The sequence below is a fragment of the Microbacterium sp. W1-4-2 genome (assembly GCF_058349885.2).
This window is the reverse complement of sequence record NZ_JBYRJC020000001.1, coordinates 718,633-736,539: the sequence shown is the minus strand read 5'-3', so window position 1 is coordinate 736,539 and position 17,907 is coordinate 718,633. Positions and strand designations below refer to the sequence as shown.

The following is a 17,907-nucleotide window of genomic DNA, read 5'->3' as shown; positions in this document are numbered from 1 at the left end:
TGTCGTGCGCCCGTCACGTGCGCAGCGGCGCGCACCATTCCAGGCGGGTCCCCCCGCCCTGCCGCGACTCCAGGGAGAACTCCCCGCCACGGTTCTGCGCGCGGTGCCGGAGATTGGCGGTGCCTCCGGTCCGTGCCGCTTCGGGTCGGATGCCGTCACCGTCGTCGTCGATCGCGACCGTGATCGCCGTCTCGCTCACCGTGACATCCACGACGGCGTGTTCCGCATGCGCGTGGCGGGCCACGTTTGCCAGTCCTTCCCGGACCACGGCGATGACGTCGTCGGCGACCGACCCGGTCAGTGCGAGGTCGATCGGACCGGTGAAGGTGATTCTCGGGGCGTTCGGTAGCCCGGGTGCCAGTTCGCCGATGACGTCCAGGATGCGGTTCCGAGCCAGTGCGGTACCCGTCGTCGCCGGGCGGCTGCGAAGGGTGAAGATCGCTGTCCGGATGTCGGCGATCGCGGCGTCGAGTTCGGCCACGCTCGCCTCCAGCCGTGCCGCCGATGCGGGGTCCGCGGACGCGAGCGCCTGCAGGCCGAGGCCCGTGGCGAACAGTCGCTGGATCACGTGGTCGTGCAGGTCGCGGGCGATGCGGCTGCGCTCCTCGATGACCTCGAGCTGCTGCCGGTCCCTCCGCGCCCAAGCCAGGGAGATCGCGATCCCGGCCTGCGCGGCGAAGTCGCCGATGGTCTCGAGTTCGGCGTGTGTGAAGGTGGCTCCCCCGCCGCCTCGCGACGCGCAGAGCGCCCCGATGGAATGGCCACCCGCCCCTAGGGGCACGGCCGCCGTCATCCCGAATCCCGAACGGCTGCCTCGCAGTCGCCGCTCGGTGCGGCCGTCGGTGAAAGCGCCCGTGACCACCGCGCCACTGCCGACGGCTTTCGCTGCGAGCGCGGAGGATGCCGGGATGAGTGTGTCGCGAAGCCCTGCCGCCTCTGCTCCCCGGGCTGTGGCGATACGCCATTGGTCGGCGTCGTCGGGGGTCACAATGGTCACCAGCTCGGTGTCGATGACCTGGGTGAGCCGGTCGGCGACCAGCCCGAGCACGTCGCCGGTGCCCGGATCCAGCAGTGCGGCGCTGATCTCGGACTGCGCCCTGCTCAGTCGTTCCCGGCGGCGCGCGTCCTCATACAGCCGGGCGTTCTCGATCGCGATGCCCGCGGCCGCGGCGAGCGATTCGATCAGCGCTTCGTCCTCGTCGGAGAACTCGCCCCCTTGGTGGTCGGTCAGGTACAGGTTGCCGAACGCCTGGTCGCGTACGCGGATGGGGACGGCGAGGAACGAATCCATCGGCGGGTGGTTCTCGGGGAATCCCGCCGACCGGGGGTCGTCGGCGATGTGGGCGAGGCGCAGTGGCTGGCCGCTCTCGAAGACGAGGCCGAGCAAGCCGCGCCACTCCGGCAGGTGGCCGATCGCGTCGACCTGCTCGTCATCCATCCCCACATGGATGAACCGCTCCAGCTCGCCTTCCTGGTCTCTCACCCCGAGCGCGCCGTACCGGGCGTGCACGAGGTCCACCGCGGTCTTCACGATCCGGCTGAGCACCTGATCGAGGTCGAGAGGCTCGATGACGACGCGTGTCGCCTCCAGCAGGGAACGGAGCCGGCCTTGAACGGTGAGCACTCGTTGCGCCCGGTCGACCAGTTCACGGATCGTCTTCTCGAGTTCCCCGCGAGGGATGTCGGGGAATCTCAGGTCGGCATCACCCATGCTCGGTCCACCTTCGACATTCCGAACCGCTGGGTCCGCGTAGGTGGATGGCCGGGTCGTGCGCTTCATCAACGGTTCGCTTCAGGTGAGGTTCCTGCGCCGGGCGTGACACTCGACACACGGCGATAGGACACTCGATATGTCCATGGTGCACCTGTCGCGCCGACGGCGGAAGTCTTCTCTGAGCGGACGGCGTGGCCGACGGTCGCCCTCGCGGTCAGGTGGTGATCACAAGGGATTCGCTGCCGTTATTGTTCGCTTCGACGGCGCGCATCTCTCTTCCGTGGAGGAGCGCTGATACCGACGGCACTGCCGTGTGCTCGGAAAGACCATCAGATCGCGGCCCAGCCGCCATCGACGGGCAGGATCGCGCCGGAGACGTCGGAGGCGTCGTCGCTGAGCAGCCACGCGATCGCCGCGGCGATCGCGTCCGGCTGTGCGACCGCGGGAACCGTGGCCTGGAAGATCGGGCCGAGTCGCTCCTGCGCGTGCGCGGAGCGGAAGCCTGCCTCGATGTTCGTCGCGACCGGGCCGGGGGCCACTGCGTTGCAGCGGATTCCCTTGGGAGTGTAGAAGAACGCAGTGCTCAGGGTGAACCCGTTCACGGCGTGCTTGGACACCGTGTACGGGGTACCCGCAGCGGACCCTCGCAACCCTGCCTCGGAGCCGACGTTGACGATGGATCCCCGCCCCTCCTCGAGCATCAGCGACAGCGCGGCGCGTGTCATCCTCATCATCCCCGTGAGGTTGACGCTGAGCACCCGATCCCAGTTCTCATCGGTGATCTCGGCGGTGGGCTCGAACCCGTCCATGATGCCCGCGACGTTCGCCAGACCGTCGATCCGCGGGCGGGCCGCAGCCATCACCCGGTCGATGGTCAGCTGCTGGGACAGGTCGCCGTCGATGGTGACCGTTTCGGCTCCCAGCTCCGCTTCAAGGCCCTGGAGCCGTTCCCGGGAGATGTCGACCCCGATCACTCGTGCGCCTTCTCCGGCGAGCCGGAGGGCCGTCGCATGCCCGATGCCCGATCCTGCGCCGGTGACGATGATGGTGCGATCCTGGAAGCGGTTCTCGGTCATGACCGTGCCTTTCGTGAGGATGGATTCGTGGTCGCCTTCAGCCAATCGCGACCAGTCGCGCGGGTCAGGGCCGAAAGTCCCGTACGGTGGCGGGCTTGGCAGACTAGATTCGGTCGAGGACGTTCCGCTGGCGACCGCCGCGTGACGGAGGCTGTGGATCGGGGTGAGATGGTCACGATCTTCCTTGTCGACGACCACGAAGTGGTGCGTCGCGGAATAGCTGGAATCCTGGAAAGCCAACCGGACTTCCAAGTCGTCGGCGAAGCAGGTACGGTTCGCGACGCCTCTGCTCGGATCGCCGCGACGGTTCCCGATCTGGCGATTCTGGATGTCCGTCTCCCGGACGGCAGCGGCATCGACCTGTGCCGGCACATCCGGCAGGAGCATCCGACGGTCCGCTGTCTGATCCTGACCGCGTTCGACGACGATGCCGCGGTGATGGCTGCCGTCATGGCCGATGCGGCGGGTTATCTGCTCAAGTCCGTGCATACCGCCGATCTGGTCAACTCCGTGCGCACCGTCGTGTCCGGTCGTCGGCTGCTTCACCCTTCCGCCCGGCGGCAGGCGACACAGCTGATGCGCACTGCACCGGCCGAGGATCCCCGGTTCGGGTCGCTGAGCCTGCGCGAACGGCAGATCCTGAGCCTGATCGCAGATGCGCTCACGAATCGGCAGATCGGCGAACGCCTCGGCCTTGCGGAGAAGACGGTGAAGAACTATGTCTCCACGATGTTGAGCAAGCTCGGGTTCGATCACCGCACACAAGCCGCCGTCTTCGAGATCGAGCGAACCGGCGGCGCCACACACTAGCCGACGGCGGTGTCACCGGGCGGGACGACCTGCGTTCCCAGGACGCCGGCCACGACCTCCTCGGCGTGCTCGATCGGACCGATGATGGCGGGCTTGCCCGTCGCGAGGACGAAGTCGCATGCTGCCTGTGCCTTGGGCCCCATCGAGCCAGGAGGCAGGTCCATGGCCCGCAGCAGTACTGGAGTGGTTTCGGAGATCACAGTCGCCTCGGCCGTCCCATAGCCGGCGATCCCCCCGGGAACATCGGTGAGGATCGCCAACAGGTCCGCGTCGAGGGCGCGTGCGAGAAGTGACGCAGTGTGATCCTTGTCAATGACAGCGTCGACGATCTCGCGGCCTCCTCCGCTGAGCAGGACGGGGACGCCTCCGCCCCCGCCCATGATGACGGCGAAGCCGTGCTCGAGGAGCATGCGCCCAGCGTCCAGTTCCAGAATCCGTTTCGGCCAGGGGCGACGGGACGACGCGTCGCCATCCCCCGCCGTCTGCGCTGATCGTCCAGCCATGTGCCCGGGCGAGTTCGTGGGCATGGCCGCTGCCATAGACGGCGCCGATGAACTTCTCCGGTCGGGTGAGCGCCGGATCGTCCTCGGCGATCTGCGTGTGGGTGACCACCGTCGCCGTGGGCGTCGTGAGTCCGGCGTTGCTCGGCGGACTCACTTGCGAGAAGTCCGACTTGCGGCCCGTTGCCGCCAAGAGCCACCACGAGGCGCATCACGACTCACCGGTCGTCGGATCACCCTGTGCAAGACTCTGCAGCATAACCGCTTTGATCGTGTGCAGCCGGTTCTCTGCCTGCTCGAAGACCAAGGAGTGAGCAGACTGGAACACGTCATCGGTGACCTCGGCACCGTCCAGACCGTCCTCGGCGAACACCTGTGCGCCGATCTTGGTCTTCCTGTCGTGGATGGCGGGAAGGCAATGCAGGAATTTGACGTTCGGGTTCCCGGTGCGATCGATGACCGACCGGTCGACCCGATAAGGGGTGAGAAGCCGGATCCGCTCCCGCAGCAGCTCGGCCGACTCCCCCATGCTCACCCAGACATCGGTGTAGAGGAAATCGACGCCCGCGATGGCCGCATCCACGTCGTCCGTGACCAGGATGGAACCGCCGCTGTGCGCGGCACGTTCCCGCGCGGCCAGAACGATGCCAGGCTGCGGCTGGAGAGCGGGCGGGCACGCCACCCGGATGTCCAGGCCGAGGAGCGCGCCGGCGACCAGGAGACTGTGCACCACGTTGTCGTTCCCGTCACCGACGAAGCACACGGAGGGACGTGCGGTGTCCGAACGTCGATGCTCTTGGATGGTCAGCAAGTCAGCGAGCGCCTGCGTGGGGTGCCACACGTCGGTCAGCGCGTTCCAGACCGGAACGCCAGCCGACCGGGCAAGCGTCTCGACGGAATCCTGAGCGAACCCGCGGAACGCGATCCCGTTGTAATAGCAGGCGAGAACCCGGGCGGTGTCCTCAATGGATTCGGTGACGCCGAGGTGACTGCTGGCGGGGTCGATGTATGCACAGTGGGCGCCGAGTTCGTAGCAGGCCACTTCGAACGCGCAACGGGTGCGAGTCGACGGCTTTTCGAACAGCAGCGCAAGAGTCTTTCCGCGCAGCAGCGGAACCTCGGTGTCGCTGCTGCGAGCTGCCTTGAGCACAGCGGCCAGACTCAGCAGCTCTCGCAGCCGCTCAGCACTCAGATCCGTGTCCTTGAGCAGGTGCAGCGGTTCTGTGAGGGTGGTGCTGCTCATCGGCTCGGTCCCGACGTCGGGTCGCGCTGGATGGGGCAGGACATGCACCTGGATCCGCCCCGGCCGCGCCCCAGTTCGCTTCCGCTGACCGTGATCACCTCGATGCCGTGTTTGCGCAGCATCGTGTTGGTCGCGACATTCCGGTCGTAGCCAATGACGACGCCGGGCGCGATGGCAAGGAAATTGTTCGCGTCGTCCCACTGCTCCCGGGCGGCGAGCCGCTGGTCTGCCTCCACGGTGAGGAAGCGGAGCTGCTCGGTTCCGAGGGCGTCACCGAGCAGTCCCGCCAGCGGTCGTGCCTGACCGACCTGCAGGTGGTCCTGGTCGTCACTGGGGGTGATCGCATGTGCGAGCAGTCGGTCGCGGTTCAGCGTCGGCGACATGATGAACGTGTGATCGTCCAGCATGGTCATCACCGTGTCCAGGTGCATGGTCGCGTGCGAGCGCGGGAGCGGAACAGCGATGACCTCGGCTGCCTCACCTGATGCGAACAGCTGCTGCGCGAGCATCTCGACCGCCATGGGACTGGTGCGCTCCCCCATGCCGATGAGGACCGTGCCGTGCCCTACGACCAGAACATCGCCGCCTTCGATGGTCGCGAAACGGCGGTATTCGTTCGGGCTGTAACTGTGGAACGCGGCCGCGCGGAACAACGGATGATACGCATAGACCGCCCGCACGAGAAGGGTCTCCATCCGCCGCGCCGGCTTCGCCATCACGCTCACATTGACCCCGCCATAGATCCACGCGGAGCTGTCCCGTGGGAACAGAGTGTTCGGCAGGGGCGGCAGGAGGAACCCACGCGGATCTCGTGCCTGCCAGAGAAGGCTGTCGGTCGCCGGTGCGCCGAACTCTTCGATCGTGATACCGCCCATCAGCCGGGCCGCCAGCACGGCCGGGGACTGATCGTCGAAGTACCGCCGCAACTCGGGCGCGAAGACGGGCCCGAAGCGGTCAGGGGTGCAGACGTGGTCCAGCACGGATTGCCGCGCGTTTACGGAGGCAAGCGTCTCGGCGAGCAGCTCTGCGAATTCGTGCACGACGACGCCGTGGGACCAGAGCACCTCGACGAACGCGTCATGTTCACCGCGGGCCTTTGCGGACCAGATGATGTCGTCGAACAGCAGCTGCTCGCAGTTGTCGGGTGTCAGCCGATCCAGTTCGATGCCCGGACGGTGGACGATCACTTGCCGAAGCACGCCGACTTCGGAGTGCACCCCGAGGGACGTCGATCGGACGTCGGCCGACGCCTGCCGCGGTGCCGTCTGAGTCGTGCTCATCAGTGTGCCTTCGCTGCCAGCGGTTCGGACGGTGTGATGAGCTGCTCATTGCGCGTCGCGGACGTGTCGGCCGGGGACACTCGAACCAGCCTGCGTCGGGTCTCTGCCTTCATCCACACATAGAGCGGAACACCCAGCAGGAACGCGATCGCCCCGTAGAACGTCGCCTGTGCGCCAGTACCCAGGAGAGCCCAGAATGTGAACACGAGGGCGAGCACGGATACGGTCAGATCCCTTGCCAGCCGGGCGCCGGCGACAGCGCGGGCATGGGTCACAAGCCAGTACACCTGCGCTGCGGCGGAGAAGAGGTAGGGCACCACCGCGGTGAACACCGTCAGCAGCACGACCATCATGAACACCTGATCGAAGCTCGTGTACGCGAGGACGGTCAACAGCGTGGCGAGGACTGTAGAACTGATGATGCCGACCAGCGGCATCCCGCGGTCTTCCCGCGCGAACACGCGTGGGAACATGTCATCTTTCGCCGCAGCGTGCGGCATCTCGCCAACGATGAACGTCCACCCGACGAGGCATCCCAACCCGGAAATCACCGCAACCACCGCGATCGTCTGCCCGGCCCAGGTGCCCCCGAAGATCGCGTCGGCCGCGTCGCTGAAAGGAGCAGCGGACGTGCGAAGGTTCGCGTTGCTGACGGTCCCGAAGACTGCCAGCGTCCCAAGGATGTACACGAGACCGCACGCGAGGGTGCCGTAGATCGTGGCGCGAGGAACGTTCCTTTCGGGACGCGTCACTCGGCCAGCGGCGACGGAGGCTGTCTCGATGCCCAGATAAGCGAAGAGGGCAACGGCGCCGGCACCGGCGAGGGCCGCCCATCCGTTCGTGCCGGACGAGTTGAACGGGCCGAAGTTCGCCGGGTTGAGGAAGAACAGCCCGAAGATGGCGATGACCGCGAGCGGGACGATCTTCAGGATCGTGAAGACCACTTGGGCGCCACCCATGCTGCGCAGCCCCAGGACGTTGATGAGCACGGGGATCCATAGGCAGACGATGGCGATCACGATCGACCAGCCAACGGCGTGGTCCGTGTTCACGAACACTTCCACATATCCCGTCAGTGCGACGACGATTGCCGCATTCCCCGCCCAAGCGGTCAACCAATAGGACCAGGCGTTCAGAAAGCCCGCGAACTCTCCGAAGGCCTCCCGCGCATAGAGGTACGGGCCGCCGGAGCCGGGCACCCGCTTGGTAAGCCAACCGAACACGATCGCCAGCGCGAGGGCGCCTATCGTGACGAGCACGAACGCGACGAGGCTGATCGGGCCGAACGCCGCCAGCGCGGACGGCAAGCCGAACACCCCGGTTCCGATGACTGAGCCGATCACGAGCGCTGATGCTGCGGGAAGCCCCAGCCGCCTGCCGCGCGACCTGGTTGCTGTTGAAGTAGTCATGACGCCATCGTCGTCGCGGCAGGCGGGCGGGCGAGGGTCGAAGGTCCTGTCAGAATCGGCCGATCGTGACCGACCGATCCGCCTGGTCAGGACCATCGCCGCTTCCCCCAGCCTCGGGGCGCACGTCGCCGGACGGACCGTCGCCTCGGCCATGCTGCGGCGACGCCGCGGCCTGGCTGACGTCGATCGGTTGCGTCGGGGGCAAGGAGTCGTACACAGCGCTCCAGCTGCCGTTCATCCTGCGCTCCTTCTCGACCGGGCCGACTCGGCGTCGCCGCCGCGGCCGTGCGTGCCCACGAGCGCGTGCCCCTTGATCAGCTCGTACTCGGATTCCGTGATCGCACCATCGTCGCGCAGCATTCTTGCCGTCGCGATCTCGATGGCAGGAGACACTCTCCCAGAGAATTGGCCGCCGTCGTCGAGCCCAACGTCCTGAATGACTCGCTCCCGCATGCCGGGACCGCGGACGATCACATACACGAGCACCACGACAAAGGGGAAGAGCACGAGGCAGAGGAGCCACGCTGCCTTCCAGCCTCCGGCCAGGCCCCGGTCACGGAACAAGTCGATGACGACCAAGGAAAGCGCGAGCAGATAGGCGCCGAGGGTGGCGAGCCAGAAGAGCGGCCAGATCAGCGCCCAGAAATCAGCGACGAGACGCATCGCTCAGTCCGCCTCGTCGCCCCGCTCATCGGCAGGCTGCTGTCGGGGAGAATGCACCACCAGGACAGGACACTGGGCGTGTGCCGCGCACGTTGAACTCACCGATCCGAGCAGCAGCCCGACGAATCCCCCGCGGCCTCGGCTGCCCAGAACCAACATCCCACTCCTGCGGCTCATCTCGATGAGAGTCGCGGCAGGCGGCCCAGATAAGACCGTCAGCGTGAGATCCGCGGGCAGCTCCTGCCCGAACGCCTGCTGAACGGCATCGTCGAGCACCAGTCGTGCCGCTTCTTCCAGCGGCGGTGCTGCCGGGGCGTAGTTGTCAGCGAACGGCGGATACATCCACAACGTCACCGCTTCCAGCGGCGCGTCGAATGCGTCCGCGACTCTCGCCCCGTACCGAAGGGCATCGATCGAAGACGGGGATCCGTCCACCCCGACGAGGACGCGGTCAGTCTTCATGGTGTCTTCCATGCCTCCACATTCTTCGGCCATCAGCGGACACGCCGGGACGAAAGTCACTTCGACCAGGATGACGTGCCACCACGGATGCCCGTTCCCGTCATATTTGTTCGGGTCGTACCATGCGGCGATCAGCGATGAGCGATCAGCAGTGGAACGTGGATGTTCGGCACCCCGAGGAACTGGTGAACCAAGCCAGAATCCTCGACGAGCTCGAGAAGCGACGCTCATAGACACATTCGGGCACACGACGTGATGTCTGCTGATGGTGATCGTCGTCGGTCCTGTGCTGACGGCAGAAGGATGCGGCGGCCTCACGGTTCCGCTCGTGATCCTAGGTGGGGATCACGGGACCATTTGCCCTGCCCGACCACCCAGGCGGGGCAATGCTGACGTGCGAATCCAGACGATCGGGGGATGCCATGCGGATCACGCAGCGGACCGGACCCGGCCGGTGGCTGAAACTGACCGCGGCGGGCGTCGCTCTGACGGCGGTGCTCATCGTCGGCGGAGGTGTGGCGACCGCCCCCTCCGCTGAGGCTGCGGCGGTATCGTGCACAAGCACCACGCCCCTTGCCTCGCGACCACTGCTGCGTTATGGCGACACGGGGTCATGCGTCATCGATCTGCAACGGCGCCTGATCGTCCGGGGATTCTCCGTGGGCTCGACGGGGGCCGACGGCATCTTCGGGCCCGCCACCTATGCCGGGGTCCGGCGATTCCAATCAGCACGGGGGCTGGTCGTCGACGGCATCGTCGGCCCCTACACGTGGGCGGCGCTCATGGCCGTCGGATGGCCACCGGCCGGTTACGACCGGTACCGATGTGGCAACGCCGGCAACAGGGTCCTGCTGGTCTTCGACGACCACCCCGTGAGCTCGGCCGCCTCTTATGCGCTGATCAACACCGCCCGCGCCGACGGCATCGGCATCGGCCTGGCTCCCAACGGGATCTCCGTCGCGCGCGGCCTGGTGAACGTCGCCTACGCACGCTCCAAAGGCATGCTCGTCGTCGACCACACGTGGGATCATCGGGATCTGACGACCCTGTCGGTGAGCGGCGTCGCGTGGGAGATTACACGGCCCGCCATCGGCAGCAACTACGTCCGACCGCCCTACGGCGCCGAGAACTCCACCGTGCGCAACGTGCTCGCGAGCTACCGGAAGTACGACTGTCTGTGGAACCTCGACCCGCGCGATTGGGATGGCAAGACCCCCCGCGCCGCGGCCGACTACATCATTGCCCACGCCCGCGCTGGCAGCACGGCTGTCGTACACATGAACCACCTGGGCACCCAGCCAGCTCTCCTGTCATACATCAAGGTGGGGCTGGCCAGGCGCGCGCTCGCTCTGTGCGCACCCTGGACCGGACCCACCCCCGCCATCATGCCGCCCCGGTACTGCTAGAGCATCCCCAACGAACATCGGGTCCGGGCAATCATGGCCTGGATGAAGACGGCGGTGCCGCGCTCACTGGTCCAAGCCGCAACCCGGCGAATCCGCCATGCCCCCGGCTGCCGGGTACCAGCATGCCGCAGGCGCTGCTCACGACCAGACGGTCACCGCTTCGAACGGGGCATGGAGTGCGTGCGCGATTCTCTCCGCGTACCGGAGGGCCTCGATCGAGGAGGGTGAGCCATCCACCCCGACGAGTGCACGGTTGTTCCCTTCAGCAAGACGGGACGAAAGTCATTCCCGGCCGGATAGCGGGACCTATGGCCCTATGACGGCGAACACGTCAGACCGATCGTTGTCCGGATGGATCCGCAATCGATGAGAGGAACACATATCATGACCATCGCAACCGATCACGATCTCGACGTTCAGACGCTGGTTCGCACCGAGCTCGAGTGGACACCGGACGTCGACGCCGCGGGCATCGGCGTTGCCGTCGAGGACGGCGCCGTCACCCTGTCCGGCGAAGTGGACAACTACGCGGAGCAACTCGCCGCCAAACGCGCCGCCCTCCGCGTGGTCGGTGTCCGCGCCGTCGTGGACGACATGCGCGTCCACCCGAAGTCGGCCTGGCCTGTCACCGAGACCGACATCGCCAAAGAGGTGGAACGGGCTCTGAGAGCCGCCGCGAACGTGCCGGCCAAAGTGAAGGCGGAGGTGAACGGCCACAACGTCACGCTCGTCGGAGATGTGGAGTGGAACTTCCAGCGCGAAGCCGCAAGACGTGCAGTCCAGTACCTGCGCGGCGTGTACACGGTCAGCAATCAGATCGTCCTCACATCGCGCCCATCGGCCGACGACACTGAGGAGCGTGTACGCAACGCGATCGTCCGCAATGCACAACTCGACGCCAAGACCATCGACGTGACAGTGAACGGCACGAAGATCACGCTGACCGGAACGGTGAAGTCGTGGGCCGAGAAGACCCAGGCCTCGAATGCCGCATGGTCCTCCCCGAACGTCACCGACGTGCTCAACCACATCGTCGTCCAATCGTTCTGAGGAGCCGGATCATGACACGCGCGATCGTCCGCTTCGACCCCTTCGCCGGACTGGACATGCTCCAACGCGACCTTCTGGACGACCGGTTCTTCCGCGCCCTGCGCGGGAACCGGATGCCCACCACGGATGTCTACACCGAGGATGACAAGGCCCTCATCGTGGAAGCACACCTCCCGAACTTTGCGGAGGATGACATCTCGGTGGACGTCGGCGGCGGCACCCTCGTCATACAGGCCGAACGACACGAACGAGACGATGACAAGCACAAGAAGTACGTGGTGCGGGAGAGCAGCAGCAGCTTCTACCGCAGCATCGCCCTTCCTGAGCGCGCCCAAGAGGAGCAGATCACCGCCGCATTCGACGACGGCGTCCTCAAAGTCACCGTGCCGCTTGGAGACACCTCCGCGGCACGGAATATCGCGATCACCAGGGGCGCCGGCGACAACCCACTCCCGTGAGACACGGCGAGAGCGTCGCGGGGCTGGGCCCGCGACGCTCTCGCCATGTGTGCAGAACGAGGTGATGAGACCTGAGGAAGGCAGTGTGTATGAGGTTCGGCAAGCTCGTCTGGTCGCACCCGATCATCGTGGTGACGGTCGCCGTTCTCGCCGGCGTCCTCGTCATCGATGTGATCGGCCGCCCCGATATTGCGCGGTGGTCGGCCATCACCTGGGTCGCCCTGGTCGTCGTGTGGACTGCCGCGAAGATGATCCGCGACGTGCTGCACGGACGGGTCGGCCTGGACGTTCTCGCGGTGGTCGCGATGGTCGCCACGCTCGTCGTCGACGAGTACATCGCAGCTCTGATCATCGTGCTGATGCTTTCGGGCGGAAGGGCTCTCGAAGACGTCGCCGCCCATCGCGCCAAACGAGACCTCACCGCATTGCTGGACCGGTCGCCCCGAACCGCCCACGTCCTCCGCCCTGTTCGAGACACCACGTCGGATAACGTCGTCGACACCCCCGTGGAGGATGTCGCAATCGGGGATGTGATTCTCGTCCGCCCATCCGAGGTCGTCCCGGTCGATGGCCGCCTGCTCACTGAAGAGGCATCCTTCGACGAATCCTCGCTCACGGGTGAGAGCATGCCGGTCACGCGCAGAAGCGGCGACGAGGTCCTCTCGGGATCGATCAACGGCGACCGGGCGGTCCGCATCCGAACCCTCCGGCGCAGCGCGGACAGCCAGTTCCAGCAGATCGTCGCACTCGTGCACGCCGCCGAGAAGTCACGGGCGCCGGTCGTCCGCGTGGCAGACCGATTCGCCGTGCCGTTCACGGCCGTCGCGCTCATGCTTGCCGCCGCCGCTTGGGCATTGTCCGGCCAGCCGACCCGGTTCGCGGAGGTGCTCGTCCTCGCGACCCCGTGTCCCCTGCTGATCGCTGCTCCTGTCGCGTTCCTCGCCGGTCTCTCACGGGCGGCGAAGAGCGGCCTGATCATGAAGGGCGGGGCCGTCCTCGAACAACTTGCCCGGATCCGCGTAGCTGCCTTCGACAAGACCGGTACCCTCACCCGAGGTCTTCCCATCCTGGTCGACGTCCGGCCAGAGGCCGGATTCAGCGGCGATGAGGTGCTGCACTTGGCAGCGTCGGCAGAGCAGTACTCTTCACACGCTCTCGCTGCGGGCATCCGGGACGCGGCGCTCGAGCGAGGATTCACGCTTGCTCGGTCCGAGGAGGCCGGTGAGATCGCCACGAACGGTGTCACGGCCATCTTTGAGAACCATTCCGTCACCGTGGGCAAGCCGGCGTACGTCGCCGCGCTCGCGCCGGAGCTGCGACGCACCGCGCTCGCTCCGGGGCAGGCCGCGGCCTATGTCGCCGTCGACCGGCGATTCGCGGGGAGCCTCATCCTCGCCGACGCACCTCGTCCCGAATCAGGCCAGGTGATCGCATGGCTTCGCGAGCATGGCGTCGAACGTATCGTCATGCTCACCGGGGATGCGCGGCCCACCGCCGAGTCCATCGGAGAGACGATCGGCATATCGGAAGTGCAGTCCGAGCTGCTGCCCGGCGAGAAGGTGCGCTTCGCCTCCCGGCTGCGTCCCCGCCCTGTCATGATGGTCGGCGATGGGGTGAACGACGCACCCGTGCTCGCCGCTGCAGACGTCGGCGTCGCGATGGGCGCGCGGGGAGCCACCGCGGCCGGAGGTGCGGCGGATGTCGTCGTCCTCGTCGACTCGCTCCGCCCCGTGGTGGATGCCGTGGCCATCGGCCGCCACACCCTCCAGGTCGCATTGAGCGCCATCTGGATCGGGATCGGGCTCAGCGTCGGCCTGATGCTCGTCGCCATGACCGGCGTCATCCCCGCCGTCGCCGGAGCACTCATACAAGAGCTCGTCGATGTGACGACCATCCTGTACGCGCTCCGGGCGCTGGGTCGAGGCGACACCGTGTATCGTCCTCACACGTCTCAGCTCGAACCGGTGAAAGAGTGAACCCCCGAATCCAGGGGTGAGTTCGGCGCATCCGAGGCAGCGGAGCCCCGCCGTCCCCACACGGCATGACCAAAGTCACATCCGGGCCACACGGCCAGGTGTTGACTCTTCACAACACGAGAGAAGGTCCGACATGATGTGGGGCTACGGATATGGCGCATGGTGGATGTGGCTTCCGGTACTGCTGTTGGGACTCGTCCTCCTCGCAGGAGTGACAGCCGCGATCCTGCTCGCCATGCGCGCCAGCAGCGCCGGCAGACCACCATCGCATCCGGCTGGCGAGGCAGGGGCCGACCCCGCTCGACGAATGCTCGAGGAGAGACTCGCTCGCGGTGAGATCACGGTGGACGAGTTCCGCGGCCTCCTCGAGGCACTCACGACAAGCCGGCACACGCGATGAACGAAGACGTGCGCTGAACCCAGACCCCGCCCACGGCGTCCAGTCACTGCCCGCCCACAGCGCCCAGTCACTGCCCGCCCTGGGCCTCCTCCCGGACGACGTTCGTCGAACCCGTGTTGCGAGGATGGACGATGAGCACGGGGCAGTGCGCGTGCTCGGCGCACGCCGCGCTCACCGATCCCAGCAGAAGGCCCGCGAAGCCGCCATGACCGCGGCTGCCGACCACGAGCATCGAACTGCGCTTGCTCTCTTCGATCAAGGTCTGGGCGGCAGGCCCCGCGATAACCGCTCGCTGCAACCGCGGCGGCGAATCGGCGAAGGCCTGCTCGATGCTCATGTCCAGGATCTCCTCGGCATCCTTCTGCGGCGACCATGAATCGGGGACATACGCGGAAGTGAAGACCGGGTAGTTCCAGGCGGTCATGACCGCCAGTGGCGCGCCGAAGGCTTCCGCAATTCGCGCCGCATACCGCAATGCGTCGATCGATGAAGCCGAGCCGTCCACGCCGACCAGCACACGGTCGCTCTCGATGTCTTCCATATCCTTCACGCTGACGTCTGCATCGCACCACATGCAGGACGAAAGTCACATGCCGTCCCACGAGCGGGCAGCTGTTCTCAACGCGCGTTCGCCGTCCGCCGCCCCAGAGGGACCGTGTGACCTTGGTCCCGCCGCCGCGCCGCCATGAGCTCGAACGTGGAGTGAGAGTCGCCGTCAACGGGAGTCGTATGGTGTTCAACGCCCAGAGGGCCGCATCCCACGTCACTGCCGAGGGCGTGAGCACCGTGCGCCGGGCCGCCGGACAGGATGTGTCGACCGTCCTCTCCGCGCTCGGGACGAGCCAGGGGGGCCTGTCGCAGATGGAGGCCGCGGCGCGTCGGGAGAAGTCAGGTCCGAACGCGCTGCGCGAGCACCGTTCGCAACCGCTGCGCGTACTCTGGCGGCAGGTACGCAGCCCCATTCTGATGCTCTTGTGCGCGACGGCACTGGTCTCAGCGTTCGTCGGCGAAAGCGTCGATGCGCTCACCATCGGTGTGATCCTCGCGACCAGCGTCGGACTTGGATTCATCAACGAGTTCCGCGCCGAACGGTCGGCCGTCGCCCTCCACGAACGGCTGCGGCATACGGCGATCGTCCTGCGCGACGGCGCGCGAACCCGCATCGACGTCACGCAGATCGTGCCAGGAGACGTGATCGCCTTGTCGGTCGGCGCGGTCGTGCCTGCCGACCTCCGGCTGCTCGCCGTGACCGGTCTCGAGTGCGATGAGGGCATCGTGACCGGGGAATCGATCGCGACCAGCAAGTCGACCGAGCCGGTGGAGGGTGTGCCCGCCGTCGGAGATCTGACCTGCTGCGCCCTCATGGGAACGGTTGTGCAGGCGGGAAGCGCTGTGGGCGTCGTGGTCGCAATCGGCACGGACACCGAGTTCGGCCGGATCGCGCTCGGCCTGGATGCACAGGAACCGGTCACCGAATTCCAACGTGGTCTTGGGCAGTTCTCGACGTTCCTGCTTGTTGTCGCGATCCTGCTCACGTCGTCGATCTTCGTGGGTGCCCTGCTGCTGGGCCGACCCGTGATCGACTCCCTCCTCTTCTCCCTCGCGATCGCGGTCGGAATCACCCCACAGCTTCTGCCGGCGGTTGTCAGCGCGAGTCTCGCCGCCGGATCGCGGCGTCTCGCCCTGCGCCGCGTGCTCGTCAAGCGCATCGTGTGCATCGAGGATCTCGGGGACCTCGATCTGCTCGTCACCGACAAGACCGGAACTCTGACGACCGGCAACATCGTGTTCGATCGGGCTGTGCCGGTCGGCGAGACGACGGAGGACCATCTGATCCTGCTCGGGCTGCTCGCCACCGATGTCGACTTGCAGTCTGCTTCCACCGTGGGTCTGACACCACTCGATGCCGCGCTGTGGGATGCGGCTTCCCCTGTCGCCGCGCCCATCTCGGGCTATCACCGCCTTGACTCCCGGCCCTTCGATCACGAGCGGCGAATGACCGAAACACTCGTCAGCAACGTGGCCGGCCCGCCGAGCATCGTGGTGAAGGGTGCCGCAGAATCCGTCATACCGATGTGTGTCTCTGTCAGCGACGCAGACCGATCGCAGCTGGCATCGCTCTACCAGACGGGTGCGCGCGTCGTTGCCGTCGCATCACGACCAGCCCCCGACGCGACGAGTCTCATCGATGACGAACGGAAGCTGAAGCTGAACGGATTCCTTGCCTTCTCGGACGGCATCAAACCAGACGCTGCGACGTCACTGGCCCGCCTGGCAGCCCTGGAGGTGAGCGTGAAAGTCGCCACCGGCGACAGTGTGGCTGTCGCCGTCCATGTCTGCACTCAGATCGGCATGCCCGTGCAGAACACATTGACAGGCGACCAGATCGACGCGCTGCGCGATGACGACCTTGCCGACGCGGCAGTGCACACCACGGTCTTCGCGCGGGTCTCACCAGAACAGAAGGCACGGGTCATCCGCGCATTGCGGCAGAAGGGTCGCGCAGTCGGCTTCCTCGGCGACGGTGTGAATGACGCGCTGGCACTTCACAGCGCAGACGTCGGCATCTCGGTGGATTCCGCAGTGGATGTCGCCAAAGATGCCGCCGACATGATTCTCCTTGACAAGGACCTTGGCGTGCTGGCCGACGGGGTCGGCGAAGGACGACGGATCTTCTTGAACACCATCAAGTACGTGCTCATGGGTACGTCCAGCAACTTCGGGAACATGTTCAGCGCTTCCATCGCTTCGATGATCCTGTCATTCCTGCCGATGCTGCCCGGGCAGATCCTTCTGAACAACCTGCTCTATGACTCCAGCCAGCTGGCGATTCCGACGGACAATGTCGATGCGGTCCGGTTGCATGCGCCCTCGCACTGGGACATCGCGGCCATCCGCCGGTTCATGCTGCTGTTCGGCCCGATCAGCTCGGTGTTCGACTTCGCCACCTTCGCCCTGATGCTGTTCGCGTTCCGCGCCGCGCCATCCGAGTTCCGCTCCGGCTGGTTCATCGAATCGATCGCCACGCAGACGCTCATCGTCTTCGCCGTGCGCACGCACCGGGTCCCGTTCCTGCGCAGCAGGCCCTCACTCGCGCTCACCGTGTGCGTCCTGACCGTCGTCGCCGTCGGCGCATGGCTGCCGTACTCGCCGATCGCGGGCCTGCTCGGCTTCACTCCGCTGCCGGCGCTGTTCTTCCTCGCTCTGGTCGGCATGGTGATCGCGTATCTCATCCTGGTCGAAGCCGCCAAGATCCTTTACTACAGACACCTCGAACGTATGCCGATGAGAGCGGAGCGCCATCGCGCATATCCGCATCGAATCGCCCGTCGTGCTGCGCGGTTCTCTGTGTCCAGAGTGCCCCCACTGGGATTCGAACCCAGACTGAAGCGATTTTAAGTCGCCTGCCTCTGCCGTTGGGCTATAGGGGCGCGCTGTCAGCGTACCGGGGTATGCGAGA

Annotated in this window: 16 protein-coding genes and 1 tRNA gene; 6 read left to right on the top strand and 11 right to left on the bottom strand. The window is 66.4% G+C overall.

Annotated features, from left to right (window positions below):
* Positions 1 to 13: 13 nt before the first annotated feature.
* Together AC3RX0_RS03225 and AC3RX0_RS03220 are read right to left on the bottom strand one after the other, a co-directional pair.
* A complete protein-coding gene (locus tag AC3RX0_RS03225; protein WP_491504492.1) occupies positions 14 to 1,711 on the bottom strand; it encodes a sensor histidine kinase in 1,698 nt (565 codons plus the stop codon).
* Positions 1,712 to 2,043: 332 nt separating this feature from the next.
* Positions 2,044 to 2,988 (bottom strand): SDR family NAD(P)-dependent oxidoreductase, encoded by a 945-nt coding sequence (locus AC3RX0_RS03220; protein WP_498165869.1) that lies wholly within the window; start codon positions 2,986 to 2,988, stop codon positions 2,044 to 2,046.
* Between AC3RX0_RS03220 and AC3RX0_RS03215 the strand changes: the two genes are divergently transcribed.
* Entirely contained in the window at positions 2,959 to 3,600 is a 642-nt protein-coding gene (locus AC3RX0_RS03215) for a response regulator (protein ID WP_498165866.1), read from the top strand. The genes AC3RX0_RS03220 and AC3RX0_RS03215 overlap by 30 nt on opposite strands.
* Here AC3RX0_RS03215 and AC3RX0_RS03210 read toward each other — a convergent pair.
* The 6 genes from AC3RX0_RS03210 to AC3RX0_RS03185 all read right to left on the bottom strand — a co-directional run bounded on the left by AC3RX0_RS03210 (position 3,597) and on the right by AC3RX0_RS03185 (position 9,169).
* On the bottom strand, positions 3,597 to 4,103 hold the full coding sequence (locus AC3RX0_RS03210; protein ID WP_491504489.1) for an amino acid kinase family protein: 507 nt from the start codon (positions 4,101 to 4,103) through the stop codon (positions 3,597 to 3,599). The two genes, AC3RX0_RS03215 and AC3RX0_RS03210, sit on opposite strands and share 4 nt — an antisense overlap.
* Before the next feature lie 208 nt (positions 4,104 to 4,311).
* The gene (argF, locus tag AC3RX0_RS03205) at positions 4,312 to 5,343 is read right to left on the bottom strand and encodes an ornithine carbamoyltransferase (RefSeq protein WP_491504488.1); all 1,032 of its coding nucleotides are present in this window, start codon (positions 5,341 to 5,343) and stop codon (positions 4,312 to 4,314) included.
* A complete protein-coding gene (locus AC3RX0_RS03200) occupies positions 5,340 to 6,623 on the bottom strand; it encodes an arginine deiminase (RefSeq protein ID WP_491504487.1) in 1,284 nt (427 codons plus the stop codon). The genes argF and AC3RX0_RS03200 overlap by 4 nt, the downstream gene beginning before the upstream one ends.
* Positions 6,623 to 8,032, bottom strand: coding sequence for an amino acid permease (locus tag AC3RX0_RS03195; RefSeq protein WP_491504486.1), 1,410 nt, complete (start codon positions 8,030 to 8,032; stop codon positions 6,623 to 6,625). The genes AC3RX0_RS03200 and AC3RX0_RS03195 overlap by 1 nt, the downstream gene beginning before the upstream one ends.
* 234 nt (positions 8,033 to 8,266) lie before the next feature.
* The gene (locus AC3RX0_RS03190; protein WP_491504485.1) at positions 8,267 to 8,695 is read right to left on the bottom strand and encodes a hypothetical protein; all 429 of its coding nucleotides are present in this window, start codon (positions 8,693 to 8,695) and stop codon (positions 8,267 to 8,269) included.
* A gap of 3 nt (positions 8,696 to 8,698) precedes the next feature.
* Complete coding sequence (locus AC3RX0_RS03185; RefSeq protein ID WP_491504484.1) at positions 8,699 to 9,169, bottom strand: universal stress protein; 471 nt, start codon at positions 9,167 to 9,169, stop codon at positions 8,699 to 8,701.
* Positions 9,170 to 9,543: 374 nt separating this feature from the next.
* On the opposite strand from AC3RX0_RS03185, the gene AC3RX0_RS03180 reads away from it, so the two are divergent.
* A complete protein-coding gene (locus AC3RX0_RS03180) occupies positions 9,544 to 10,563 on the top strand; it encodes a peptidoglycan-binding protein (RefSeq protein ID WP_491505370.1) in 1,020 nt (339 codons plus the stop codon).
* Between the two features lie 138 nt (positions 10,564 to 10,701).
* On the opposite strand, the gene AC3RX0_RS03175 is transcribed toward AC3RX0_RS03180, so the two are convergent.
* On the bottom strand, positions 10,702 to 10,800 hold the full coding sequence (locus tag AC3RX0_RS03175; protein WP_491504483.1) for a hypothetical protein: 99 nt from the start codon (positions 10,798 to 10,800) through the stop codon (positions 10,702 to 10,704).
* 114 nt (positions 10,801 to 10,914) lie between these two features.
* On the opposite strand from AC3RX0_RS03175, the gene AC3RX0_RS03170 reads away from it, so the two are divergent.
* The 3 genes from AC3RX0_RS03170 (at position 10,915) to AC3RX0_RS03160 (ending at position 14,047) form a co-directional block, all read left to right on the top strand.
* A complete protein-coding gene (locus AC3RX0_RS03170) occupies positions 10,915 to 11,613 on the top strand; it encodes a BON domain-containing protein (RefSeq protein WP_491504482.1) in 699 nt (232 codons plus the stop codon).
* Between the two features lie 11 nt (positions 11,614 to 11,624).
* Positions 11,625 to 12,071, top strand: a complete 447-nt coding sequence (locus tag AC3RX0_RS03165) for an Hsp20/alpha crystallin family protein (protein ID WP_491504481.1) — start codon at positions 11,625 to 11,627, stop codon at positions 12,069 to 12,071.
* Between the two features lie 89 nt (positions 12,072 to 12,160).
* Positions 12,161 to 14,047 carry a heavy metal translocating P-type ATPase gene (locus tag AC3RX0_RS03160; RefSeq protein ID WP_491504480.1) on the top strand — a complete coding sequence of 629 codons (1,887 nt, stop codon included), beginning with the start codon at positions 12,161 to 12,163 and terminating at the stop codon, positions 14,045 to 14,047.
* Positions 14,048 to 14,514: 467 nt separating this feature from the next.
* Here the strand turns inward: AC3RX0_RS03160 and AC3RX0_RS03155 are convergent, their stop codons facing one another.
* A complete protein-coding gene (locus AC3RX0_RS03155; protein WP_491504479.1) occupies positions 14,515 to 14,988 on the bottom strand; it encodes a universal stress protein in 474 nt (157 codons plus the stop codon).
* Between the two features lie 188 nt (positions 14,989 to 15,176).
* Here AC3RX0_RS03155 and mgtA point away from each other — a divergent pair, with 188 nt between their 5' ends.
* The gene (gene mgtA / locus AC3RX0_RS03150; RefSeq protein ID WP_491505369.1) at positions 15,177 to 17,846 is read left to right on the top strand and encodes a magnesium-translocating P-type ATPase; all 2,670 of its coding nucleotides are present in this window, start codon (positions 15,177 to 15,179) and stop codon (positions 17,844 to 17,846) included.
* On the opposite strand, the gene AC3RX0_RS03145 is transcribed toward mgtA, so the two are convergent.
* Positions 17,806 to 17,878, bottom strand: a tRNA-Leu gene (locus tag AC3RX0_RS03145). The genes mgtA and AC3RX0_RS03145 overlap by 41 nt on opposite strands.
* Positions 17,879 to 17,907 lie beyond the last annotated feature (29 nt).